This is a genomic window from Streptosporangium album, from assembly GCF_014203795.1.
Lineage (GTDB): Bacteria > Actinomycetota > Actinomycetes > Streptosporangiales > Streptosporangiaceae > Streptosporangium > Streptosporangium album.
This window is the reverse complement of record NZ_JACHJU010000003.1, coordinates 533,067-557,691: the sequence shown is the minus strand read 5'-3', so window position 1 is coordinate 557,691 and position 24,625 is coordinate 533,067. Positions and strand designations below refer to the sequence as shown.

Here is a 24,625-nt window from a genome sequence, read left to right as displayed (position 1 = left end):
CATGGAGTCGGCAGAGATCGCCCGCCGCTTCCTGCGCTTCTTCGAGGAGCGTGGGCACACCGCCGTGCCGTCGGCCAGCCTGATCGCCGAGGACCCCACGCTGCTTCTGGTCCCCGCGGGCATGGTGCCGTTCAAACCCTACTTCCTGGGCCAGCAGAAGCCGCCCTACCACCGGGCCACCAGTGTCCAGAAGTGCGTGCGCACCCCCGACATCGAAGAGGTCGGCAAGACCACCAGGCACGCCACGTTCTTCCAGATGCTCGGCAACTTCTCCTTCGGCGACTACTTCAAGGAGCAGGCGATCCCGCTCGCCTGGGAGCTGCTGACCAAGCCCGAGTCCGAGGGTGGCTTCGGCTTCCCCGAGGACCGGCTCTGGGTCACCGTCTACCAGGACGACGACGAGGCCTACGACATCTGGCACGACAAGGTCGGCGTCCCCGCGGAGCACATCCAGCGGCGCGGCCTCGAGGACAACTACTGGCACATGGGCGTGCCGGGTCCCGGCGGGCCGTGCACGGAGATCTACTACGACCGCGGCCCCGAGTACGGCAAGGACGGCGGTCCCGTCGCCGACGAGAACCGCTACCTCGAGGTGTGGAACAACGTCTTCATGCAGTTCCAGCTCGGCGCGGTCCGCAGCAAGGTGGACTTCGACGTCGTGGGCGAGCTGCCCGCCAAGAGCGTCGACACCGGCATGGGCCTGGAGCGCATGGCGGCGATCCTGCAGGGTGTCGACAACATCTACGAGATCGACACCACCTACAAGATCCTCGACCGGGCCGCCGAGCTCACCAAGACGCGCTACGGCCGCGACGAGCGCGCCGACGTCTCGCTGCGGGTCATCGCCGACCACGTCCGGACCGGCGTGATGCTCGTCGCCGACGGGGTGCTGCCCTCCAACGAGGGCCGGGGTTACGTGCTGCGCCGCATCCTGCGCCGCGCCATCCGCAACCTGCGCCTGCTGGGCGCGGGCGAGGAGCGCTACATGCACGAGCTCACCGCGGTGACCGTCGATGTGATGGGCGAGCAGTACCCCGAGCTCAAGGCCGACGCCCCGCAGATCCACGGCGTCATCGACGCCGAGGAGGCCTCCTTCCTGGGCACCCTCCGCACCGGAACCGCGATCTTCGACGTGGCCGTGGAGGAGACCAAGCGCAAGGGGCGGGGCACGCTCGCCGGGGACCAGGCCTTCCAGCTGCACGACACCTACGGCTTCCCGATCGACCTCACCCTGGAGATGGCCTCCGAGCAGGGGCTCAAGGTCGACGAGGAGGGCTTCCGCCGGTTGATGAAGGAGCAGCGCGACCGGGCCAAGGCCGACGCCGCCGCCAAGAAGACCGGCAACGCCGACATCTCGGTGTTCGGCCAGATCCTCGAGAAGACCGGCAGGGTCGAGTTCCTCGGCTACGACCAGGTGACCGCCGAGGCCGAGGTCATCGGCCTCCTCGTCGGCGGAGTCCCGGCCCCGGCCGCGGGCGCCGGCACCGAGGTCGAGGTCGTGCTGGGCCGTACGCCGTTCTACGCCGAGGGCGGCGGTCAGCTCGCCGACCAGGGCGTCATCCGCACGGACGGGGCCGAGGTGGAGATCGTGGACGTGCAGTCCCCGGTCGCCGGCGTCGTCGTGCACCGCGGCAAGGTCCGTGCCGGTGAGATCCGGGTGGGCCAGACGGCCCAGGCCGAGATCGATGTCGAGCGGCGCCGCGCGATCTCCCGCAGCCACACCGCGACCCACCTGGTGCACCGCGGCTTCCGCAACGCGCTGGGCGAGACGGCGGCGCAGGCCGGCTCGGAGAACTCACCCGGCCGTTTCCGCTTCGACTTCACCGCCGCCGGCGCCGTCGCGCCCAGCATGCTCCGTGACGTCGAGGACGAGGTCAACGCGATCCTGATCAACGACCTCACGGTCAACGCCTTCCACACCTCCCAGGCCGAGGCCCGGGCGATGGGCGCGCTGGCCCTGTTCGGCGAGAAGTACGGCGAGACCGTCCGTATCGTCGAGGTCGGCGACTACTCCCGTGAGCTCTGCGGCGGCACCCACGTCTCCAGCTCCGGCCAGCTCGGTCTGGTCAAGGTGCTGGGCGAGTCCTCGATCGGTGCGGGCGTGCGCCGGGTGGAGGCCCTGGTCGGCCTGGACGCCTTCCGCTTCCTGGCCCGTGAGAGCCTGCTCGTCGCCCAGCTGTCGGAACAGCTCAAGGCCCGCCGCGAGGAGCTGCCCGAGCGGATCGAGGGCATCGTCACCCGGCTGCGCACCGCGGAGAAGGAGCTGGACGGGCTCCGCTCCGCCCAGGTGCTCGCATCGGCGGGCGAAATGGCGGCGGGCGCCCGTGACCTGCACGGAGTCTCCGTCGTGACGCACCGCGCGCCTGATGGAACCTCCCCCGACGACCTGCGTAAGCTCGCCCTCGAGGTGCGCGGCCGGCTCCCGGGAGACCGGGCTGCGGTCGTCGTCGTCGCCGGTGTGCCCAGCGACCGGCCCGTCGTCGTCGCCGTGGTCAACGAGGCGGGACGCGGACGGGGTCTGAAGGCGGGCCGGCTCGTCGGCGTCGCCGCCAAGGCGCTCGGCGGCGGCGGCGGCGGTAAGGATGACGTCGCCCAAGGCGGTGGAGTACGTCCTGAGGCGATTGGCGATGCGCTCGATGCCGTCGAGCAGGCGATCACGCAGACGCTCGTCTGACGATGGACGCCTGCGAGTCGGACACGGCTCGGAGGCGGGGATGATGATGAGAAACGGCATTCGGCTGGGCGTCGACGTCGGCTCGGTCCGTATCGGCGTGGCCCGCAGTGACCCTTCCGGGCTGCTGGCCACGCCGGTGGAGACCGTACGGCGAGGCAAGGGCGATCTGGACCGGCTCGCGGAGATCGCGGACGAGTACGAGGTCGTCGAGATCGTGGTCGGACTGCCGACCTCGCTGTCCGGTCGCGAGGGGCAGGCGGCCGAGGCCGCCCGCGCCTTCGCGACCCGGATCTCGCTGCGGCTGTCACCCATCCCGGTGCGGCTGTTCGACGAGCGGCTGACCACGGTCACCGCCCAGCAGGGCCTGCGGGCCAGCGGGGTGAAAGCCAAGAACCAGCGCGGAGTGGTGGACCAGGCGGCGGCCATCGTGCTGCTCCAGGCCGCCCTGGACGCCGAGCGCGCCACCGGCATACCACCGGGCAGACCCCTCGGACCACCGGGCGAGCAGCCCGGGGGAGAATCGAGTGGTGGGACCGCTCGGTGAGCCGTCTGCGGCCGTTATGGCTGCTGGCGGGTGGCGCGGCCGTTGTCGCCACGACGCTCGGCGTCGGCGGATACGTCCTGGTCAAGCCGTACCTGATGCCTGCAGACTTCGAAGGGGCCGGTTCGGGCACGGTCACCGTCAAGATCGACGAAGGTGCGAGCGCGCGTGAGATCGCCTCGGTTCTCGCCGACGCCGGTGTGGTGGCGAGCGCCAGGTCGTTCGTCCGGGTGACCGAGGAGCAGGCGAAGGGGAAGAGCCTGCGGCCCGGCTATTTCAAGCTACGCAAGGGCATGTCGGCCGCCGCCGCCCTCAAACTGCTGGTCGCGCCGGAGTCGCGGGTGGTGCGCCGGGTGACCGTCGCGGAAGGGCTGCGCCTGCCCGAGCTGCTCGACAGGCTCACCGCGGGCACCGGCATGCGGCGGGCCGATTTCGCGAAGGCAGCGGCAGACCGTCAGGAGCTCGACCTGCCCGCATACGCCGAGAGCGCAGAGGGTTTCCTCTTTCCCGCCACCTACGAGGTCGAGCCGGACATGACGCCGGGGAAGGTGCTCGCGGCCATGGTGGAACGGTACAGACACGCAGCCCATGAGCTCGACCTTGAGGCGGCGGCGGCGAAGGTGCACCTGACGCCTCTGGAGGTCGTCACGGTGGCGAGCATCCTCCAGGCCGAGGGCGGCCGGGACTCCGACTATCCGAAGATCGCTAGAGTGATCTACAACCGGATCAAGGCGCGAGTGCCGCTCCAGCTCGACGCCACGGTGCTCTACGCGCAGAAGCGCAGGAGCCTCAAGGTGACGGAGAAGGACATCAAGGTGAAGTCACCCTACAACACCTATCTGAGACCTGGTCTGCCGCCCGGCCCCATCGCGAATCCAGGGGAGAAGGCGCTGCAGGCGGCGCTCCATCCAGATCAAGGTGATTGGCTCTGGTTTGTCACAACCGATCCGGAGCATAGAATCACGAAATTCACTGACAAAGAGAGTGAGTTCGTGAGATACAGGGAAGAGCTGAACAAATACCTCGGGACGCGGTGATGTACGGCGGAACGCCCCCGGTTCCGCCGCACGCGGCGACCCGCACCGCAAGGTCGGGAGAAGGTGCCCGGTCGACCGGGACGTCCGGCCCGGTGCCCCCCCTCGGTTTGGCATACCCCCTTGACGCCAGGCCGTCCCTAACGGGAGATTGGCCGGCGAAGCTATGAGCGATCTCGATATGGACTTCCTGGTCGGCGCCGATGACGACGGTCGGTCACGGCGCAGGTCACGCACGTCCTCTGGCTCCGGCAGCAGGCGCGGCCGCCGCCGCCGGCGCCGCCGTAACCGGGGAGGCTTCCTCGCCCCGATGCTCGCCGTGATCGTCCTGGTGGGCGGCATCGGCGCCGGTGGTTTCTACGGCTACACCTGGCTGCGCGACGCGATGACCGTCGAGGACTACACCGGAGCGGGCACCGGCGAGGTCGTCGTGGAGATCAAGGATGGGCAGAACGCCTCGGACGTGGCGCAGACCCTGCAGGAGCAGGGCGTGGTCAAGAGCGCGAAGGCGTTCGTCAACGCCGTCGCCGACGCCAACAAGAGCGGCTCCCTGCAGCCCGGCGAATACACCATGCGCAAGCAGATGTCCGCTGCCACCGCCGTCACCCTGCTCGACCCGGCCAAGCGGCTCCTGGCGAAGGTGACCCTCAAGGAGGGCCTGCGCCTGTCCGACACCCTGGCGCAGCTCGCCAAGCAGACCGGCAAACCGCTCAAGGAGTTCCAGCGGGCCGCCAAGGACGCCGAGGCGCTGGACCTGCCCTCCTACGCCAAGGGCAGGTTGGAGGGCTACGCCTTCCCGGCCACCTACGAGATCTCGCCGAAGATGACGCCCGCCGACATCCTCGCGGCGATGGTCGCGCGCTTCCAGGAGACCGCAGGAAAGGACGGGCTGGAGAAGGAGGCGAAGGCACTCGGCCACACCGCGCACGAGATCATGACGATCGCCAGCATCGTCCAGGCCGAGTCGGGCAGCGTCGAGGACATGGGCAAGGTGGCCCGCGTCATCTACAACCGCCTCAACGGCAATCCCGAGCGCGAGCTGGCGATGGACAGCACGGTGATGTACGGGCTGAACAAGTACGGCATCGCGGCGTCCAACGCGGATCTCAAGAGCACCTCGCTCTACAACACCTATGAGCGGCTCGGTCTGCCTCCGGGTCCGATCTCCAACCCCGGTGACCACGCCATCCAGGCGGCGCTGAACCCGACCAAGGGCGACTGGATCTGGTTCGTCACGACCGACCCCAAGCGCGGCATCACCAAGTTCACCTCCTCCGAGGCCGAGTTCTTCAGGCTCAAGGCGGAGTTCGAGAAGAACCAGGCGGGCGGGTGATGAGGGCGGCGGTGCTCGGGTCGCCCATCGTCCACTCGCTCTCGCCTTCCCTGCACCGCGCCGCCTACGAGGGCATGGGCCTGCACGACTGGCGCTATGAGGCGATCGAGTGCGATGAGGCCGGGCTGCCCGGCCTCATCGGCGGGCTCGGCCCCGGGTGGGCGGGACTGTCGCTCACCATGCCGCTCAAGCGGGCCGTACTCCCGCTGCTCGACACGGTCTCCGAGCTCGCGCTGCAGGTGGGCGGGGCCAACACCGTGGTCTTCTCCGGCGGTGCCCGCCACGGCGAGAACACCGACATCCACGGCATCGTCGCGGCACTCGCCGAGGCGGGCGTGGCCCCGCCCCGGGCCGCGACGATCCTCGGCGGAGGGGCGACGGCGGCCTCCGCACTGGCCGCCCTGCGCGAGCTGGGCCTGGACGAGGCGACCCTGGTGGTCCGCGACCCGGCCAGGGCAGGGGAGACCGCAGAGGTGGCGGAACGGCTCGGTACGGCCCTGACGGTGCAGACCTTCGACAAGCTCAGCCTCGTCCTGGACGTGGACCTGGTCGTCTCGACCCTGCCCGCCGGGGCCGCAGACGGTCTCGCCGGCCTGGTGGCCGGAGTGCCCGCGCTCTTCGACGTCGTCTACGCGCCGTGGCCCACCCGTCTGGCCTCGGCCGTGGCGGAGCGGGGCGGAATCGTCATCGGGGGTTTCCCCATGCTCCTGCACCAGGCGGTCCGGCAGGTCGAGATGATGACCGGCCGGACCGACGTGCCGGTGGAGGCGATGCGCGCGGCGGGCAAGGCCGAGATCGTCAGACGAGCCGCTCCGGAGAGCTGACCGTCCCGGTGCCGTAGGGCTTGAAGCCCTGCCGGGCGACGGTGAACAGAACGCCGACGACCAGGACCTCCACCAGGGAGGAGACCCACCTGCCGTCGAGGGCCCGATGGATCAGGTTGTCGCCGTACATCAGGAGCAGCACCGGGAACAGGAGCAGGATCACCCGGCGGCCGACCGGGGTGCGGCTGCCGGCCCCGCAGGCCATCGCGATCAGGGCCGGAGCGAGCAGGGTGTTGGCGTAGTCGTCGTCCGACCAGCCGTACCAGAGGGCGGTCGCCGCCATCAGCGCCACCGTGCTGATGAGGGCCCAGCGGAGCAGCCCCTGGTGACCGATGAGTGCCGCGCCCTCGGCGGGCCGCGGCGCGACGGTCAGCAGCAGGGCCACGACCAGCGCGGGCAACGCGCCGAGGGCGTAATCGATGAGGCTGGGCACGGTGCCGAGGGGGTGAGCGCCCGGCCCGCCCGCCTGCTCGATCATGTTCGCGGTCGACACGGCAACGAGGACGGTGCCCCAGACCGCCCAGATCCATGCGAGAGCCGCCGCCGTCCAGCGCAGGCCGCGCAACGCCAGCCCCACGATCACGGCGTACGGCAGGAGCGAGGCGAAACTCAGCAGGTTGTACACGACGAAGTTCGGGTCGGTCGGCCAGAGCATCACGACCGAGCCGCCGGCCTGGACGATGAGCAGGTAGAGCGGCGCGATGATCGCGGCGACGTTCAGCGCGTCGCGCCAGTGCGCGGCCGCCTCGGGGCCGAGGAACCACTGGAGACGGATCTGCACGCCGCCCCTGACCACGTCGAACACCTCACGTGGGTCCGGATGCCGACGACCGGGCTCCGCTCCCGCGAGCATCACCCCGATCATCTCCTCCCCGTGGCGCGCCCGATGCTCGGCGGGGTAACAGGCCAGGAGTCTCCGGTAGCGCGCCTCCAGGGGGCTCATGCCGCGCCTCCGGCCAGATCGCGGCCGAACAGCATGCCACCGGCGGGCCGGGCGCGCAGGCGGGTGGAGGCCGCCTCGGCGTGCCGGCGCAGCCGTTCGGCCTCGGCGGCCAGGCGGGTGGCCCCGTCGCCGGTCAGCCGGTAGTAGCGCCGGACGCGGCCGTCCACCACCTCCTCGCGGTCACTCGCGATGAGTCCTTCGGACTGGAGGCGGTCGAGGGCGGCGTAGAGGGTGCCCGCCCGCAGGCGCACCCGGCCGCCGGATATCTCCCGGACATCGGTGATCACTCCGTAGCCGTGCTGGGGCCTGGCTGCCAGGGCGGTGAGGATCAGGAACGTGGGCTCCTGCATTGATCGCTCGCTCATATCGCCTTTATATACCGACCATCGATATATGAGTCGAGAGGTAAGGAAAATGTGGCATCGAGGGGGATGCCGCGGGGATGATTCTGTGGACGTGCGCGGTTGTGGTAATGTAACTACTCGATCGGTCCGGCGTGCCTGCTGGACGCGCAAGCGGAGGTTCACCTCCCACCTGGCTGACCGCGAGGTCGGCAGGTCAAGGATCACACCGGGTAACTCCGGGGAGCTCGCGGCATTGAAGCTGATGAGTTCGTGTGGCCCCGCATGCGCGACGTGCGGGGCATTTCGTGTATCCAGGCCCGGAAACGGCCTGCGTTCTGCGACCTCCCGGCACGATCGAGCATGTGGCAGCCGCCCGCAAAGACGGCGGCGGATCGCAACCTAGGAGGCCCCATCAGCGCCGAGCCCCGCATCAACGACCGTATTCGCGTGCCCGAGGTCCGCCTCGTCGGCCCGAACGGCGAACAGGTTGGCATCGTCTCCATTGGTGATGCTCTGAAGCTGGCTCAGGAGTCCGACCTCGACCTCGTTGAGGTCGCGGCTACGGCTCGCCCGCCCGTGTGCAAGCTCATGGACTACGGCAAGTTCAAGTACGAGTCCGCGATGAAGGCACGTGAGGCGCGGCGAAACCAGGCGTACACGATCATCAAGGAGATCAAGCTCCGGCCGAAGATCGACCCGCACGACTACGAGACCAAGAAGGGTCACGTGGTGCGGTTCCTCAAGGCCGGGGACAAGGTCAAAGTCACGATCATGTTCCGTGGTCGGGAGCAGTCCCGGCCCGAGCTGGGTTTCCGGCTCCTGCAGCGCCTGGCCGAGGACGTCACGGAGCTTGGCTTCGTGGAGTCCCAGCCGAAGCAGGACGGCCGAAACATGATCATGGTGATCGGCCCGCACAAGAAGAAGGCTGAGGCCAAGGCCGAGAAGGCGGCGGCCAAGGCGCGGCGTGACGACGACCCTGCGGAGGGTCAGGCTCCCGTCGTTGACGAGGTGGCCGCTCCGCAGGAGTGAGTCGCATAGCCTGAGGCGTCAGGCAGTCGCGAGGTTTAAGCCGAGACCGGGTCCGGTCTCGCAGTCAGGCATGCCCTTGACTTGGGTTACCGGCCCGGGACATCGGCACGATCGAGGGAGAGACGGCTGAGATGCCGAAGATGAAGACGCACAGCGGTGCGAAGAAGCGATTCCGGCTGACCGGCACGGGCAAGATCAAGCGCCGCCGCGCCAACCGCGCGCATTACAACGAGTGGAAGTCGTCCACCTTGACGCGTCGTCTCAAGTCCGAGGTCGTGCTCTCCGATGCCGACGCCAAGAAGATCAAGAAGCTGCTCGCTAAGTAACGGTCCCGGGGAGATAGATACACATGGCACGCGTGAAGCGGGCGATCAACGCCAAGAAGAAGCGCAAGGTCGTTCTTGAGCGGGCGAAGGGCTACCGGGGGCAGCGGTCCAGGCTGTACCGCAAGGCCAAGGAGCAGATGCTCCACTCGATGACCTACGCCTACCGCGACCGTAAGGACCGCAAGGGCACCTTCCGCCGTCTCTGGATCCAGCGCATCAACGCCGCTGCTCGCCAGAACGGCATCACGTACAACCGGCTCATCCAGGGTCTGCGGCTCGCCTCCATCGAGGTCGACCGTAAGATCCTCGCCGACCTCGCGGTCAATGACGCCGCCACGTTCGCGACGCTGGTCGAGGCCGCCAAGAAGGCGCTCCCGGCCGACGTGAACGCGCCGGTCGCCGGCTGAATCCGGCACTGACGAGTGTGCGGCCCACAGCGATCACGCTGTGGGCCGCATTCGCATTCTTGGGGGAAAAGGCATGGCGGGATCCGAGCTGACCAACATCAAGTCCCCGAGGGTCAAGGCCGTCCGGCGGCTGACCAAGCGGGCCTTCAGGGACCGTGACCGGTCCTTCCTCGCCGAGGGGCCGCAGGCGGTCCGCGAGGCGCTGGCACTGGACGACGTGGTGGTGGAGCTGTTCGCCACGGCCGAGGCCGCGCTGCGGCACGCCGACATCGTCAGCGCCGCCGTCGCCGCGGGAGTGCCCTTCCACCGCGCCAGCGGCGAGGTCATGGCCGAACTCGCCCAGACCGTCACCCCGCAGGGGCTGCTCGCCGTGTGCCGGTTCGTCCATGTGCCCCTGGACAGCGCCCTGGCCGCCGGCGCCAGGCTGGTGGCCGTGCTCGCCCACGTCCGTGACCCCGGCAACGCCGGGACCGTGCTGCGCACCGCCGACGCGGCCGGCGCCGACGCCGTCGTCTTCACCGACGCCTCGGTGGACCCCTACAACGGCAAGTGCGTCCGGGCCAGTGCGGGCAGCCTGTTCCATCTCCCGGTCACCACGGGACTCCCGGTGGCACAGGCCGTACAGAAGCTCAAGGACGCCGGGCTGCGGGTGCTCGCCGCCGACGGCGCGGGCGAGCAGACGCTGGACGACGTGGACCTGTCCGGTCCGACCGCCTGGGTCTTCGGCAACGAGGCGTGGGGACTGCCGGAGGAGATCCTGCGGCTGACCGACGGAGTGGTCCGGGTCCCGATCTACGGTCAGGCGGAGAGTCTGAACCTCGCGACCGCCGCCGCGGTGTGTCTGTACGCATCTGCCCGATCTCAGCGGGCCGGTTCCCCCACCCCTGCTCCGAGGCTGCCGTAGAACCCGGGAAACCCGCTATTGTCGGCGTTGTAGCGTCGAGGAGGCGGGGTCGTGCACGGCGAACACACCGACGAGCGGAGCGCTGATTCCGCCTGTGTGATCGACGTTGACGATCTTCCTGACGGCCTTGTGGTGACCGATCGCGACGGCCATGTGCTGACGGTGAACCGGGCCGCGACCCGCCTTACCGGGGTCACCTACGACCAGGCGGCCGGACGGCACCTGCGTGACGCGTTCTCCTTCCACGACCACGACGGCCGCGACTGGTGGAAGTGGTTCGACACCTATGGCGGGCTCTCCACCCGCAGCCGCCAGCCCGAGCTTCCGCTGCGCACCCCCGGAGGCCAGGAGATGCTCGTGGCCGCCCGCCTGGTGCGCAGGCCCGAGCGGGGCGGGAAGATCGTCCGGGTGGTGATCACGCTGCGTGACGCCGGCGCCCGCGCCCGGCTGGAGCGCAGCCGCGCCGACCTGGTCTCCACCGTCGCCCACGAGCTCCGCTCCCCGCTGACCAGCGTCAAGGGGTTCACCGCCACCCTGCTGGCCAAATGGACCCGTTTCACCGACAACCAGAAGCTCGTCATGCTGGAGACGGTCAACGCCGACGCCGACCGGGTGACCCGGCTGATCACCGAGCTGCTCGACGTGTCCCGCATCGAGTCGGGACGGCTGGAGATCCACCGTCAGGTGGTCGACATTCCGGCCAGAGCCCGCAAAATCATCGCTGGACGCGTCGCGGCGGGAGAGCCGGAGGACCGCTTCCGACTGGAGGTGCGCGGCGAGCTCCCCGAGACCTGGCTCGACCAGGACAAGATCGACCAGGTGCTGGCCAACCTGATGGAAAACGCGGTGCGTCACGGGCGCGGTACGGTGACAATAGCCATCGAGCCGAATGAGTGGGGAGTGACCGTGTCCGTCCGTGACCAGGGAGAGGGCATCCCGCCCGAGCTGGCCACGCGCGTGTTCCGGCAGTTCTGGCGGGGCAACGCCCGCCGCCGCGGCGGCACCGGGCTCGGCCTGTTCATCGTCAAGGGCCTGATCGAGGCCCACGGTGGCACCATCTCCGTGCAGCGGGGGCCCGAGGGCGGGGCGGAGTTCCGATTTATGGTGCCTACCGGCACCCCTGATTTCGCCTGAGCGCGGATGCAGGCCCGGTGGGCTTCCCCGACTAGACTCATTGCCGCTTAAGCCCTGGATTCGGAGCTCTCTTGTGTCTAACTACGACCCGGTTGAGGTGACCCCGCTGCACGCCGATGAGATGGCGCGCATGCAGGCTGACGCGCTCGACGCCGTCAAGGCGGCGCGCGACCTCGACGAACTCAAACAGGTACGGCTCGCCCACGCCGGTGACCGCTCGCCGATCGCCCTGGCCAACCGCGAGATCGGCGCGCTGCCTCCGGCGGCCCGCGCCGAGGCGGGCAAGCGGATCGGCGGTGCCCGCAAGGCCGTCGCCGACGCTCTCGCCGAGCGCCAGGCCCAGTTGGAGACCGAGCGGGACGAGCGGGTTCTCGTAGAGGAGACCGTCGACGTCACGCTGCCCGCCGACCGCGCCCCACGTGGCGCCCGGCACCCCCTGACCACCATGCAGGAGCGTGTCGCCGACGCGTTCGTCGCGATGGGGTACGAGGTGGCGGAGGGACCCGAGCTGGAAGGCGAGTGGTTCAACTTCGACGCACTGAACATCTCGCCCGATCATCCGGCTCGCTCGGAACACGACACCTTCTTCGTGGAGTCCGTCGAGTCCGGCAAGGTGCTGCGCACGCAGACCTCACCGGTGCAGATCCGGGCACTGCTCAGCCGCAGGCTCCCGGTCTACGTGATCTCACCCGGCAAGGTGTTCCGCACCGACGAGCTTGACGCCACCCACACCCCGGTCTTCCACCAGGTCGAGGGGCTCGCCATTGACGAGGGCCTGACCATGGCCCATCTCAAGGGCACCCTGGACCGTTTCGCCCAGGTCATGTTCGGCGAGGGAATCACCACCAGGTTCCGGCCCAACTACTTCCCGTTCACCGAGCCGTCCGCCGAGATGGACCTGAAGTGCTTCGTCTGCCGCGGCGCCTCCGCGGTGGCTGGCAACCCGCCGTGCCGCACCTGTAAGTCGGAGGGCTGGATCGAGTGGGGGGGCTGCGGCATGGTCAACCCCCGGGTGCTCATCGCCTGTGGCGTCGATCCCGGCCGCTACAGCGGTTTCGCCTTCGGCATGGGCATCGAGCGCACGCTGATGTTCCGCCACAACGTCGAGGACATGCGCGACATGGTCGAGGGAGACGTCCGCTTCACGCTCCCGTTCGGAATGGAGATCTGATGAAGGTCCCGCTTTCATGGCTGCGGGAGTACGTCGACCTCCCCGCCGTCACCGCCCACGAGATCGCCGACAGGCTCACCGCCGCCGGGCTCAAGCTTGAGGCCATCACCTCCTACGGGCACGACGTCAAGAACGTGGTCGTCGGCGAGGTGCTCGTCATCGAGGAGCTGCAGGGCTTCAAGAAGCCCATCCGGCACTGCCAGGTCGAAGTGGGGGAGGCCGCGCCACGTGAGATCGTCTGCGGCGCCACCAACTTCGCCGTCGGCGACCGGGTGCCGGTCGTGCTGCCCGGAGGTGTGCTGCCCGGAGGGTTCGAGGTCGGCGCCCGCAAGACCTACGGGCGGATGTCCGAGGGCATGATCTGCTCGGAGCGCGAGCTCGGCCTGAGCGATCTGCACGAGGGCATCATGGTGTTGTCCGAGGGCACGCCGATCGGGGCCGACGTGGTCGAGCTGCTCGGTCTGCGCGATGACGTGATCGAGCTGGAGATCACCCCGGACATCGGGTACGCATTGTCGATCCGCGGCGTGGCCCGCGAGGCCGCCACCGCCTTCGACTCGGCGTTCCTCGATCCGGCCGACGTCTCCCCGCCCGTCGGGGCCGGCCCGTCCTACCCCGCCTCCATCGCCGATCCGGCCGCCTGTGACCGCTTCGTGCTGCGTGAGATCCAGGGCTTCGACCTGTCGGCGCGCAGCCCGCTGTGGATGCGGACCCGGCTCACGCGTGCCGGCGTGCGCCCGGTCTCGCTCGCCGTCGACGTCACCAACTACGTGATGCTGGAGCTGGGCCAGCCCCTGCACGCCTTCGACGCGGCGAAGCTGACCGGCGAGATCGTCGTGCGCCGGGCCGAACCGGGCGAGACGCTGGAGACGCTGGACCACGTCGTCCGCACGCTCAACCCGGAAGACATCCTGATCACCGACGGGTCGGGCGCGATCTCGATGGCCGGCACCATGGGCGGTCTGCACACCGAGATCTCCGATGCCTCCACCGACATCGTGATCGAGGCGGCGCACTTCTCCACCAGCGGCGTCGCGCGGATGTCCCGCCGCCACAACCTGGTCAGCGAGGCGTCCAAGCGCTTCGAGCGGGGCGTGGACCGCGAGCTCCCGATCTACGCGTCCTGGCGGGCGGCCCAGCTGCTGGCCGAGCTCGGCGGCGGCACGATCCAGCCGGGCGTGACCCACGCCGAAGCCGAGGTCGAGCCGGTCCGCATCTCCATTCCGAGCGGCCACCCCGCCAGGGTCGCCGGGACCGGCTACGACCGTCAGACCGTGATCCACCGCCTGGAGCAGGTCGGCTGCACGGTCGTCACGGGCGCGGTCGCCCCCGCTGACGAGATCGCCGCCAAGCTCGCGGTCACCGGCGATGACATGCTGACGGTCACTCCGCCCTCGTGGCGGCCCGACCTGACCGACCCCAACGACCTCGCCGAGGAGGTCATCCGGCTCGAAGGCTACGAGAACCTGCCCTCGGTCCTGCCTGCCGCCCCGGCGGGGGCGGGGCTCAACGAGAGCCAGCGGCTCCGCCGCCGGGTGGGCCGGGCGCTGGCCGCCTCCGGCTACGTCGAGGTTCTGGCCTATCCGTTCAACGGGGAGCGCGACTTCGACAACCTCCAGCTGCCCGCCGGCGACGCGCGCCGCCGGGCCGTACGGTTGGCCAACCCTCTCAGCGAGGACGAGCCGCTGATGCGGACCACGCTGCTGCCGGGGCTGCTGAAGACCCTGGTCCGCAATGTGGGCCGGGGGTTCGGCGACGTGGCGCTGTTCGAGACGGGCCTGGTCTACCGGCCTTCCGAGGGTGCTCCCGCGACCGCGCCGGTGCTCGGCGTGGACCGCAGGCCGAGCGCGGAGGAGCTCGCCTCGATCGAGGCCGCGCTGCCCGCCCAGCCGCTGCGCGTGGGAGCCGTGCTCGCCGGGGAGTTCGAGCGGTCCGGCTGGTGGGGCAGGGGCCGCGCGGCCGGTTGGGCGGACGCCGTCGAGGCGGCCCGCACCGTGGCCCGCCAGGCAGGGGTCACCCTCGACGTCCGCGCCGATCGGCACGAGCCCTGGCATCCGGGCCGCTGCGCCGCGCTGTACGCCGGGGATGTGCTCATCGGTCACGCCGGTGAGCTGCACCCGCGCGTCATCGAGGCGTACGGCCTGCCGCCGCGCACCAGCGCGATGGAGGTGGAGCTGACGAGGCTGGAGCCGCTGATGACCGGCCCCGTGCAGGCTCCCGCGATCTCCGCCTATCCGGTCGCCACGCAGGACGTCGCGCTCATCGTCGACGCCGCCATCCCGGTGGCCGAGGTGGAGAGCGCGCTGCGCGAGGGAGCCGGTGACCTGCTGGAGTCGGTCCGGCTGTTCGATGTCTACACCGGTGCCCAGGTCGGCGAGGGCGGCAAGTCCCTGGCCTACACCCTGCGGTTCCGCGCGCCGGACCGGACGCTGACCGCCGAGGAGATCACCGCGGCGCGCGACGCCGCCGTGGCACTCGCCGGCGAGCGCGCCGGGGCACAGCTCCGCGGCGCCTGATCCACATAGGGAAGGCCCCGACGGCCGCATGCCGCCGGGGCCTTTCAGCTCGGGAGGGACGATGAGGCACCTACTGGTGTTCGCCGAGCATGACGGCTGGCGCGAGCGCTGGTGAACCGGCTTCTCCGGCCTCGGAGTCCGTCGATCTCCGTCAGATCGATGTCGACGCCGGAAAGTGCCGGCAGCGTGAGCCCGTCATGGCGGACCCCGGTGATCATGCAGGCGCCGGTCGATGAGGGGAGTCGCCCGCTGCCGCGGCGTCAGTTCTCGGCGAGGGCCTCGCGGCGGGCGCGCTCCCTGATCGCGTGTTCGTCGGTGCGGGCGTCGTAGTTCCGGAACCTGGGCAGTAGCCCGGCCATCGCCATGACCGCGCCGACGCACAGCAGACCTCCCGCGCCCAGGGAGAAGCGGGTCCCGCCGAGCTGGCCCATCAGGCTCGCCCTGGCGTTTCCGAGCATCGGGCCGCTGGTGTAGGAGAGCAGCTCGATGCCCGCCAGACGGCCACGGAACTCGTCCGGGATGGTCTGGTTCCAGATGGTGGACCGGAAGACGCCACTGATCATGTCGGCCGCGCCGGCCAGGGCCAGGCAGGCGAAGATGCCCCAGACGGTCGGCATGACGGCCGCCAGCGCCACCGCGGCACCCCACACGACCGCCGCGGCGATGACGCCCAGCCCGTGCCGGTGGACGTGGTTGGTCCAGCCGGAGGTGACGGAGGCGACCAGCGAGCCGACAGCCGAGGCGGAGAAGAAGAGGCCCTGTGCCGCGGGGACGCCGAGCTCGTCCGCGAGGAACGGGTACAGCGCGGTGGAGAAGGCGAAGACCATCGCGGTGATGTCCACCAGGTAGGTGCCCATCAGGTCCGGGCGGCTCACGGCATAGCGGACGCCCTCTACCAGCGCCCTGATCGACGCCGGGGGAGCGTCCTCGGCCTGCGGGGGAGCCTTCACCAGCCAGAGCAGGATCAGGGAGATCAGGAAGGTCGCCACGTTGATGCCGTAGGCGGTGGCGAAACCGGACCAGATGACGATCAGGCCGCTGAGGCCGGGGGCGACGATGGCGCCGAGGTTCCAGCGGAAACTGGTCAGCGCGGCGGCCGCGGTGAGCTGGTCGTGCCTGACCACGCGGGGCATCAGCGACTCCAGGCTGGGCCGTTGCAGACTGCCGAGACCCGCCGAGAGTGCGCCCACCACATACAGCACCCAGATCTGCGGGGTGGGCAGCGTCGCGTTGACCATCAGCGCCAGCACCGTGACGCAGAGTCCGGCCTCGGTGGAGATGATGATCTTCCGTCGGTCCAGCGCGTCCGCGATCGCCCCGCCCCACAGGCCGCACACCACCATCGGCACGAACTCGGCCACGCTGACCAGGCCGACCGCCATGTAGGAGTCGGTGAGCTCCTTCATCTGCAGGGGCACCGCGACCAGGGTGAGAAAGGTGCCGAACATCGTGATCACTCCCGAGCCGAAGAGCAGCCGGAAGTCACGGGAGTCACGCAGGGGGCCCAGGTCCATCCTGAGGCGCCGGAGCAGTGTTCTGAGCGATCGATCAGAGGTTTCGGGCACGGACATCGAGTTTCGGCGGTGACCCGCGTCCGAGCAAATCGTTTTCGCGCGGGTCACCGCCGGGCGGTGTCAGGAGCTCAGGACCTCCTTGCGGAGATGGGTCTTGAGGATCTTGCCACCGGGGTTGCGGGGGAGTTCGGTCTCGCGGACCCAGAACCGGACCGGGACCTTGAAGGCCGCGATCCGCTCGCGCAGGAAGGCCCGCAGTTCCTCGGTGCTTGCCGGGGAGGTCAGCCGCACCACCGCGCCGACCTCCTCGCCCAGCTCGTCGTGCGGGATGCCGATCACCGCGACGTCCTCCACCGCGGGATGTTCGAACAGCGCGGCCTCGACCTCGGCGCAGTAGACGTTCTCGCCGCCGCGGATGACCATGTCCTTGGCCCGGTCGACGATGAACACGAACCCCTCATCGTCCACCCGTGCCAGGTCGCCGGTGTGCAGCCAGCCGCCGACGAAGGTCTCGGCGGTGGCCTCGGGGCGGTTCCAGTAGCCGAGGATGACGTTCGGGCCGCGCAGGCAGAGCTCGCCGACCTCGCCGACAGGCAGCTCGCCGCCGAGCGGGTCGGCGATCTTGACCTCGACCACGGGCATCGGCAGGCCGATGCTGTCGGGCTTGGCCAGGTAGTCCGCGCCGGCGTTGTTGATGGCGAGCGCGGTGGTCTCGGTCATGCCGTACCCGTTGGAGGGGGCACGGGTGGGCAGCTGCTCGGTGATGCGTTCCAGCAGCTTCGGCGGGGCCGGGGCACCGCCGTACCCGAGGGAGTTGAGGCTGGAGATGTCGAACTTTCCCAGATCGGGATGGGACAGCAACTGCCACACGTTCGTGGGCACGCCGCTGAACGTGGTGACCTTCTCACGCTCGATCAGCTCCAGTGCGCGGCCCGCGTCCCATTTGTACATCAGCACCAGGCCGCCGCCGGTGAACATGGTGGTGGTCATGACCGCGAAGCAGCCGGTGACGTGGAAGAGCGGCACGGTCAGCAGGGTGACGCGGCGCTGTCCGGCCGACTCCGCCGGGTCCTTGCCCGCCCGGACCACGCTGCGCAGCAGCCCGTAGGCCACGGTCATGGGGGACTGGCCGAGGTTGCGATGGCTGCCGAGCGCTCCCTTGGGGCGGCCGGTCGTGCCCGAGGTGTAGAAGATCGTGGCGGGGTCCTCGGGCAGGAGTTCCACCGGTGGCAGCGTCACGTCGGCCTCGATCCGGCCCAGCACGTCGTCGAACGAGCGCGCACCCTCGGGCACCTCGCCGCGGGTCACGATCAGCGACCGCGCCAGGCCGGTGGGCCTGGCGGCGCGCTCGCCGTCGGCGATCAGCACCTTGGCTCCGGAATCCGACAGCCCGAACTCCAGTTCCTGCGCGGTCCACCAGGCGTTGAGCGGCACGGCTATCGCCCCTGCCGCAAGTGTGGCGGAGAAGGCGATCACCCACTCGGGATAGTTGCGCATGGCGATGGCCACCCGGTCGCCCTTGACCACCCCGTACTCCTCCACCAGACGCCGTGCCAGCGTGGCGGCCCTGCGGAAGTGCTCCTCGTAGCTGATGTGCTGGTCTTCGTAGGTGAGGAAGACCTTGTCGCCGTGGAACCTGCTCATCTCCAGCAGCGCGCGGAAGTGGACGGGCGCGTGCTTCCAGGTCCTGACGGTGCCGCCGTGACCGGCGACCTCCTCCAACTCGAAAAGCTGTCCCGGAGCGGTCAACTGGGCCTGGACCTGGTCGTGGGTGACGGTCATGCGTTCGTACTCCCGGGGGCGAAGGAACCGGAAACGCCACGATACCGACCGGTAGGTACGGGCAACAGTGCCGAAACATCAGCGACATCTCTCCCTGCATGATCATTCATGGAGAAATAGTGCTATTTATGGACTTTTGTTCCGTTCGCTCGCCGAGGGGTGTGTGGAACGTCTCCGAAACATACTTGCATGACCATCCCAAACGCTGCATAATCTCTCTAGTAAGATGATGAGTAAGAGCGCATGATTATGCAGCGGGGGGACGGATGAGAGCGGCGATCGCGGGTGCCAGTGGCTATGCCGGGGGCGAGCTGCTACGCCTGCTGCTGTCCCACCCCGAGATCGAGATCGGCGCGCTGACCGCGGGTTCCAGCGCCGGTTCCCCTCTTGGCGCACACCAGCCCCACCTGGCCCCGCTGGCGGACCGGATCCTGGGGGACACCACGGCCGACACCCTCGCCGGTCACGACATCGTCTTCCTCGCCCTCCCGCACGGCCGGTCCGCGGTCGTCGCCGCGGAGCTCGGCGAGGACACTCTCGTCGTCGACTGCGGCGCCGACTTCCGGCTCACCGACCCCGTGGCCTGGGACCGCTTCTACGGCGGCACCCACGCGGGCACCTGGCCGTACGGGCTGCCCGAGCTGCCCGGTCAGCGCGACAGGCTCCGCGCGACCAGGAGGATCGCCGTCCCCGGGTGCTATCCGACGGCCGTCACCCTGGCCCTGTTCCCCGCCTTCGCCGCCGGCCTCGCCGGGCCCGACGTGGTCGTGGTCGCCGCCACCGGGACCAGCGGGGCGGGCAAGTCGCTCAAACCGAACCTGCTGGGCAGTGAGGTGATGGGCTCGGTCAGCGCCTACGGCGTCGGCGGCGTCCACCGGCACATCCCCGAGATGGAGCAGAACCTCTCCCCGCTGGCGGGTGAGCCGGTGAAGGTCTCCTTCACCCCCATGCTGGCCCCGATGAGCCGCGGCATCCTCGCCACCTGCACGGCGCCGGTCAGACCCGGCACCACCGCGCAGGTCCTGCGCGAGGCCTACGAGACCGCGACCAAGGACGAGCCGTTCCTGCGGCTGCTGCCGGAGGGGGTCTGGCCCGCGACCTCGATGACCCTGGGCGCCAACACCGCCGCCCTCCAGGTCACCCTCGACGAGCGCGCCGGACGCGTCGTCGCCGTCATCGCCATCGACAACCTGACCAAAGGCACCGCGGGAGGCGCGATCCAGAGCGCCAACCTCGCACTCGGCCTGCCAGAAGAGCTCGGCCTTCCTCTCAATGGAGTTGCCCCATGAGCGTGACCGCACCCCTCGGCTTCCGGGCAGCGGGAGTCGCCGCCGGAATCAAGTCCGGTGACACCCGCGACCTGGCACTCGTCGTCAACGACGGCCCTTCGCGCGCCGCGGCGGGCGTCTTCACGGTCAATCGCGTCAGAGCCGCGCCGGTGCTCTGGTCGGAGCAGGTGCTGGCCGGAGGCCGGGTCCACGCGGTCGTCCTCAACTCCGGCGGCGCCAACGCCTGCACCGGTCCGCTCGGGTTCCAGGACACCCACGCCACCGCGGAGAAGGTCGCCGAGGCACTGAACGACTCGGCGGGCGAGATCGCCGTCTGCTCCACCGGCCTGATCGGCGAACGGCTGCCGATGGAGGCCCTGCTGAGCGGGGTGGACCTCGCCGTCTCCCAGATCAGCAGGGACGGCGGCCTGGCCGCCGCCGACGCCATCCGCACCACCGACACCGTCTCCAAGATCTCCTTCAGGCGGGGCGAGGGAGGCTACATGGTCGGCGGCATGGCCAAGGGCGCGGGCATGCTCGCCCCCGGCCTGGCCACCATGCTCTGCGTGATCACCACCGACGCCGACCTGTCCGCCGAGCAGCTCGACACGGTGCTCCGCAGGGCGACCGCCGTCACCTTCGACCGGCTCGACGCCGACGGCTGCATGTCCACCAACGACACCGTCCTGCTGCTGGCCAGCGGTGCGTCCGGCCTCACCCCCGACCTCGACGAGTTCGAGCAGGTGGTCCGCGTCGTCTGCGCCGATCTCGCCCGCCAGCTTCTGGTGGACGCCGAGGGCGCCACCAAGGCGATCGCCATCGAGGTGGTCGGCGCCGCGTCGGAGGAGGACGCGGTCCTGGTCGGCCGTACCGTTTCCCGGTCGAATCTCCTCAAGTGCGCCATCCACGGAGAGGACCCCAACTGGGGCCGGGTGCTGTCGGCCGTCGGCACCACCGACGCCGTCTTCGAGGCCGACCGGCTCAACGTGGCCATCAACGGCATCTGGATCTGCAGGGGCGGCGCAGCCGGGGACGACCGCTCCAAGGTGGACCTGCGCCCCCGCGACGTGACGATCACCATCGACCTGTCGGCCGGCCCGCACTCGGCGACGATCCACACCACGGACCTCACCGCGGCCTACGTCCACGAGAACTCGGCGTACTCCTCATGAGGCCCGACACGGAGACCGACGAGGCGCTGGCCAAGGCGCACACGCTGATCGAGGCGCTGCCCTGGCTCGCCCGGTTCAACGGCGCGACCGTCGTCATCAAATACGGCGGCAACGCGATGACCGAGGAGCATCTGCGGGAGAAGTTCGCCGCCGACGTCGTCTTCCTGCGCTACGCCGGGCTCAAACCGGTGATCGTGCACGGAGGCGGCCCGCAGATCAACGCCCAGCTCGACAGACTCGGCATCGAGTCCACCTTCACCGCCGGACTCCGCGTCACCACCCCCGAGGCCATGCAGGTCGTCAGGATGGTCCTGGTCGGCCAGGTCAACCGGGACGTGGTCGGCCTGATCAACCGGCACGGGCCGTTCGCGATCGGCATGTCGGGCGAGGACGCCCACCTGTTCACCGCGGTCCGCAAGCACGCCGTCGTCGACGGCGCCCAGGTCGACATCGGCCAGGTCGGCGACATCGTCAACGTCGAGGCCGGGGCAGTGCAGGCGCTCCTGGACGACGGGCGGATCCCGGTGATCTCCTCGATCGCGCGCAGTGACGACGGCACCGTCTACAACGTCAACGCCGACACCGCCGCCGCCGCCCTGGCCGTGGCGCTCCAGGCGTCCAAGCTGATCGTCCTCACCGATGTCGAGGGTCTCTACCGTGACTGGCGCCCCGGTGCCGGAGACGACGGCGCCCAGGTCATCAGGCAGCTGTCCGCCACGGAGCTCGACGCACTCCTGCCCGGCCTGTCCAGCGGCATGGTGCCCAAGATGGAGGCCTGCCTGACCGCCGTCCAGGGCGGCGTGCCCCAGGCGCACGTGCTCGACGGCAGGGTGCCCCACTCGGTGCTGCTGGAGATCTTCACCGACGAGGGCATCGGAACCATGGTGCTGCCGGACGCCGCGAGCGTGCCGGCCGTACCGTACCTGGTCAACCGGCGGCTGACCGCCACCATCCAGCTGAACGGGAGCGACAAGTGATGTCCGAGCGACCCGCCTCAGAAGCCCTCAGCGAGCGCTTCGAGGCCGCCTTCATGCCCACCTACGGCGTGCCCCCGGTGGCGCTGGCGCGCGGCGAGGGTTCGAAGGTCTGGGACGTCGACGGCCGGGAATATCTCGACCTGATCGGCGGCATCGCCGTCAGCTCCCTCGGCCACGCCCACCCGGCACTGGTGGAGGCCGTCTCCCGGCAGGTCGCCACGCTCGCGCACACCAGCAACCTGTTCCTGCACGAGCCGGAGGTGCTGCTCGCCGAACGGCTGCTCGGCCTGCTCGGCGCCCCGGCCAGGGTGTTCCTCACCAACTCGGGCACCGAGGCCAACGAAGCCGCTCTCAAACTCGCCATCAAATACGGCAAGACCAACGGTCGCGGCTATGTCGTGGCCGCCGAGAACGCCTTCCACGGGCGGACCCTCGGAGCGCTCTCGCTGACCGGAAAGCCGTCGATCCGCGACCAGTTCGGCCCCTTCCCGGTAGACGTCAGATTCGTCCCGTACGGCGACGCCGACGCGCTGAAGAACGCAGTCACCGACGACTGCGCCGCGCTCTTCCTGGAGCCCACCCAGGGCGAGGCAGGGGTCGTTCCCCCACCCGGGGGATACTTCACGGCGGCCAGGGAGATCTGCGACGCCACCGGCGCACTGCTGGTCGCCGACGAGATCCAGTCCGCCATCGGCCGTACCGGCCACTGGTTCGCCCACCAGCACGAGGGGGTCGTGCCCGACGTGCTGACCCTCGCCAAGGGGCTCGGCGGCGGCATGCCGATCGGCGCCTGCGTCGGCTTCGGCGCGGCGGGCACGATCTTCGCCAAGGGCGACCACGGCTCCACCTTCGGTGGCAATCCCGTCTCCGCCGCAGCCGCGCTCGCCGTACTCGACACGATCGACAAGGACGGCCTGCTGGAACACGTCCGGAGCGCCGGCGCGCGGTTCGCCGAGGGCATCGCCGCGATCGACCACCCCCTGCTGGCCGGTGTCCGCGGCCGGGGTCTGTGGCTGGCCGTCGTGCTGACCGGAGACCGTTCCGCGCGGGTCCAGGCGGCGGCGCAGAAGGCCGGTTTCCTGGTCAACGCCCTCCAGCCCGACGCGGTACGACTGGCCCCCCCGCTGGTGACCACCTCCGAACAGCTCACCACCTTCGTGTCCGCGCTCCCCACCATCCTCGACGAGGCCGCCAATGACTGAGAACAGCGTGGACTCCCCGCAGAGCAGGCACTTCCTCCGGGACGACGACCTGTCGCCGGCCGAGCAGGCCGAGGTGCTCGAGCTGGCGGAGGCCATGAAGAAGGACCGCTACGGCTACCGGCCCTTCGACGGCCCGCGGACCGTCGCCCTGATCTTCGACAAGCCGTCCACCAGGACCCGGGTCTCCTTCTCCGCCGGAGTCGGCGAGCTTGGCGGCCTGCCCCTGGTCATCGACGCCGGATCGTCGCAGATGGGCCGCGGCGAGTCCATCGAGGACACCGCCCGAGTCCTGGAGCGCCAGGTCGGCGCCATCGTGTGGCGGACCTCGGGACAGGAGAGGATCGAGGCCATGGCCTCCGCGTCCTCCGTGCCGGTGGTGAACGCGCTCACCGACGCGTTCCACCCCTGCCAGATCCTTGCCGACCTGCAGACCGTCAGGGAGCACTTCGGCAGGACCGCAGGCCTCACCCTGGCCTATCTCGGAGACGGCGCCAACAACATGGCCCACTCCTACCTGCTCGGCGGAGCCGTCGCCGGCATGCACGTGCGGATCGGCACCCCGGCCGGATACCAGCCCGATCCGGAGATCCTGCGGCGGGCCGGTGAGATCGCCGCGCAGACCGGCGGATCGGTCGCCGTGCTGCCCGACGCGGGCACGGCCGCCGCCGGCGCGGACGTGATCGCCACCGACACCTGGGTCTCGATGGGCCAGGACGGCAAGGAGCAGCGGGTCGCCGACCTGAGCCCCTTCCAGGTCGACGCCGACCTGATGAGCCGGGCGGCCCCCGGCTCGATCGTGCTGCACTGCCTGCCCGCCTACCGCGGCCTGGAGATATCCGCCGACGTCCTCGACGGGCCGCAGAGCCTGGTGTGGGACCAGGCAGAGAACCGGCTGCACGCTCAGAAGGCCCTGCTGCACTGGCTGATCTCGGCGCCCCGGCGCGCAGCGGGCGCCGACGCGCGTGGCACGCTTGTCATGAGGCCCGCAGAAGAGGCCACCCGATGATTCCCATGACCAAGGTCGCCCGCCAGGCGCGGATCGCCGACCTCCTGCAGCGGCAGCCGGTCCGCTCCCAGCCCGAACTCGCCAAGCTCCTGCTGGAGAGCGGGGTGGAGGTCACCCAGGCCACCCTCTCCAGGGACCTGGACGAACTCGGCGCGCTCAAGCTGCGCGCGGAGGACGGCTCGCTGGTCTACGCCCTCCCGGGCGAGGGCGGTGGCCGAATCCCGCTGACCCGGCTCGGCGGCGGCGAGACGCCGGCCGCCCGGCTCGGCAGGCTCGCCGAGGAGCTGCTCGTCTCCGCCGAGGCGTCCGCCAACCTGGTGATCGTCCGCACGCCGCCGGGTGCCGCCCAGTTCCTCGCCTCCGCCATCGACCACGCCGACTGGAAGTCCATCCTCGGCACGGTGGCCGGAGACGACACGATCCTCGTCATCAGCCGGGACCCGATGGGCGGAGAGATGGTCGCGGAGGCCCTGCTCCGGCACGCGGACCGACGTATCTAGCCCGCTCCGGCGGGCCATACCAGC

The 24,625-nt window shown here is 70.0% G+C and carries 22 protein-coding genes; 18 read left to right on the top strand and 4 right to left on the bottom strand.

What is annotated here, in order from left to right; all coding sequences use genetic code 11:
- Position 1 precedes the first annotated feature (1 nt).
- From alaS to FHR32_RS32375, 5 genes are all read left to right on the top strand, one after another.
- Positions 2-2,674: an alanine--tRNA ligase gene (gene alaS, locus FHR32_RS32395; protein WP_184758660.1), complete on the top strand. Its 2,673-nt coding sequence runs from the start codon at positions 2-4 to the stop codon at positions 2,672-2,674.
- A gap of 46 nt (positions 2,675-2,720) precedes the next feature.
- Complete coding sequence (gene ruvX, locus FHR32_RS32390) at positions 2,721-3,218, top strand: Holliday junction resolvase RuvX (RefSeq protein WP_184758659.1); 498 nt, start codon at positions 2,721-2,723, stop codon at positions 3,216-3,218.
- Positions 3,215-4,252, top strand: a complete 1,038-nt coding sequence (mltG, locus tag FHR32_RS32385; RefSeq protein ID WP_312882804.1) for an endolytic transglycosylase MltG — start codon at positions 3,215-3,217, stop codon at positions 4,250-4,252. Before ruvX ends, mltG (FHR32_RS32385) begins: the two co-directional genes overlap by 4 nt.
- A 163-nt stretch (positions 4,253-4,415) precedes the next feature.
- Positions 4,416-5,582: an endolytic transglycosylase MltG gene (mltG, locus tag FHR32_RS32380; protein ID WP_184758311.1), complete on the top strand. Its 1,167-nt coding sequence runs from the start codon at positions 4,416-4,418 to the stop codon at positions 5,580-5,582.
- A complete protein-coding gene (locus FHR32_RS32375; RefSeq protein WP_184758657.1) occupies positions 5,582-6,406 on the top strand; it encodes a shikimate dehydrogenase in 825 nt (274 codons plus the stop codon). The genes mltG (FHR32_RS32380) and FHR32_RS32375 overlap by 1 nt, the downstream gene beginning before the upstream one ends.
- Here FHR32_RS32375 and FHR32_RS32370 read toward each other — a convergent pair.
- The gene (locus FHR32_RS32370) at positions 6,381-7,349 is read right to left on the bottom strand and encodes a hypothetical protein (protein ID WP_184758310.1); all 969 of its coding nucleotides are present in this window, start codon (positions 7,347-7,349) and stop codon (positions 6,381-6,383) included. The two genes, FHR32_RS32375 and FHR32_RS32370, sit on opposite strands and share 26 nt — an antisense overlap.
- Positions 7,346-7,714 carry a PadR family transcriptional regulator gene (locus FHR32_RS32365; RefSeq protein WP_246468071.1) on the bottom strand — a complete coding sequence of 123 codons (369 nt, stop codon included), beginning with the start codon at positions 7,712-7,714 and terminating at the stop codon, positions 7,346-7,348. The genes FHR32_RS32370 and FHR32_RS32365 overlap by 4 nt, the downstream gene beginning before the upstream one ends.
- A 339-nt stretch (positions 7,715-8,053) precedes the next feature.
- Between FHR32_RS32365 and infC the strand changes: the two genes are divergently transcribed.
- The 7 genes from infC (at position 8,054) to pheT (ending at position 15,180) form a co-directional block, all read left to right on the top strand.
- Complete coding sequence (gene infC / locus FHR32_RS32360; RefSeq protein WP_184758309.1) at positions 8,054-8,722, top strand: translation initiation factor IF-3; 669 nt, start codon at positions 8,054-8,056, stop codon at positions 8,720-8,722.
- 131 nt (positions 8,723-8,853) lie between these two features.
- Positions 8,854-9,048 carry a 50S ribosomal protein L35 gene (gene rpmI, locus FHR32_RS32355; protein ID WP_012892553.1) on the top strand — a complete coding sequence of 65 codons (195 nt, stop codon included), beginning with the start codon at positions 8,854-8,856 and terminating at the stop codon, positions 9,046-9,048.
- Positions 9,049-9,071: 23 nt separating this feature from the next.
- Positions 9,072-9,455 carry a 50S ribosomal protein L20 gene (rplT, locus tag FHR32_RS32350; RefSeq protein WP_012892552.1) on the top strand — a complete coding sequence of 128 codons (384 nt, stop codon included), beginning with the start codon at positions 9,072-9,074 and terminating at the stop codon, positions 9,453-9,455.
- Positions 9,456-9,528: 73 nt separating this feature from the next.
- Positions 9,529-10,359 (top strand): TrmH family RNA methyltransferase, encoded by an 831-nt coding sequence (locus tag FHR32_RS32345; RefSeq protein ID WP_184758308.1) that lies wholly within the window; start codon positions 9,529-9,531, stop codon positions 10,357-10,359.
- A gap of 51 nt (positions 10,360-10,410) precedes the next feature.
- Positions 10,411-11,493 carry a sensor histidine kinase gene (locus tag FHR32_RS32340; protein ID WP_184758307.1) on the top strand — a complete coding sequence of 361 codons (1,083 nt, stop codon included), beginning with the start codon at positions 10,411-10,413 and terminating at the stop codon, positions 11,491-11,493.
- 121 nt (positions 11,494-11,614) lie between these two features.
- Positions 11,615-12,664, top strand: a complete 1,050-nt coding sequence (gene pheS / locus FHR32_RS32335; protein ID WP_184758655.1) for a phenylalanine--tRNA ligase subunit alpha — start codon at positions 11,615-11,617, stop codon at positions 12,662-12,664.
- The gene (gene pheT, locus FHR32_RS32330; protein ID WP_184758306.1) at positions 12,664-15,180 is read left to right on the top strand and encodes a phenylalanine--tRNA ligase subunit beta; all 2,517 of its coding nucleotides are present in this window, start codon (positions 12,664-12,666) and stop codon (positions 15,178-15,180) included. Before pheS ends, pheT begins: the two co-directional genes overlap by 1 nt.
- Positions 15,181-15,440: 260 nt before the next feature.
- Here the strand turns inward: pheT and FHR32_RS32325 are convergent, their stop codons facing one another.
- Together FHR32_RS32325 and FHR32_RS32320 are read right to left on the bottom strand one after the other, a co-directional pair.
- The gene (locus tag FHR32_RS32325; RefSeq protein ID WP_184758305.1) at positions 15,441-16,694 is read right to left on the bottom strand and encodes an MFS transporter; all 1,254 of its coding nucleotides are present in this window, start codon (positions 16,692-16,694) and stop codon (positions 15,441-15,443) included.
- A gap of 120 nt (positions 16,695-16,814) precedes the next feature.
- Positions 16,815-18,476 carry a class I adenylate-forming enzyme family protein gene (locus FHR32_RS32320; RefSeq protein WP_184758304.1) on the bottom strand — a complete coding sequence of 554 codons (1,662 nt, stop codon included), beginning with the start codon at positions 18,474-18,476 and terminating at the stop codon, positions 16,815-16,817.
- A gap of 266 nt (positions 18,477-18,742) precedes the next feature.
- Here FHR32_RS32320 and argC point away from each other — a divergent pair, with 266 nt between their 5' ends.
- From argC to FHR32_RS32290, 6 genes are read left to right on the top strand one after another with little or no spacing between them, the layout of a single operon-like run.
- Complete coding sequence (argC, locus tag FHR32_RS32315; RefSeq protein ID WP_184758303.1) at positions 18,743-19,765, top strand: N-acetyl-gamma-glutamyl-phosphate reductase; 1,023 nt, start codon at positions 18,743-18,745, stop codon at positions 19,763-19,765.
- A complete protein-coding gene (argJ, locus tag FHR32_RS32310; RefSeq protein WP_184758302.1) occupies positions 19,762-20,916 on the top strand; it encodes a bifunctional glutamate N-acetyltransferase/amino-acid acetyltransferase ArgJ in 1,155 nt (384 codons plus the stop codon). Before argC ends, argJ begins: the two co-directional genes overlap by 4 nt.
- Positions 20,913-21,893, top strand: a complete 981-nt coding sequence (argB, locus tag FHR32_RS32305) for an acetylglutamate kinase (protein ID WP_184758301.1) — start codon at positions 20,913-20,915, stop codon at positions 21,891-21,893. Before argJ ends, argB begins: the two co-directional genes overlap by 4 nt.
- A complete protein-coding gene (locus tag FHR32_RS32300) occupies positions 21,893-23,095 on the top strand; it encodes an acetylornithine transaminase (RefSeq protein ID WP_184758300.1) in 1,203 nt (400 codons plus the stop codon). The genes argB and FHR32_RS32300 overlap by 1 nt, the downstream gene beginning before the upstream one ends.
- Complete coding sequence (gene argF, locus FHR32_RS32295; RefSeq protein WP_184758299.1) at positions 23,088-24,101, top strand: ornithine carbamoyltransferase; 1,014 nt, start codon at positions 23,088-23,090, stop codon at positions 24,099-24,101. The genes FHR32_RS32300 and argF overlap by 8 nt, the downstream gene beginning before the upstream one ends.
- Entirely contained in the window at positions 24,098-24,601 is a 504-nt protein-coding gene (locus FHR32_RS32290; protein ID WP_184758298.1) for an arginine repressor, read from the top strand. The genes argF and FHR32_RS32290 overlap by 4 nt, the downstream gene beginning before the upstream one ends.
- The last annotated feature ends 24 nt before the right edge of the window (positions 24,602-24,625 follow it).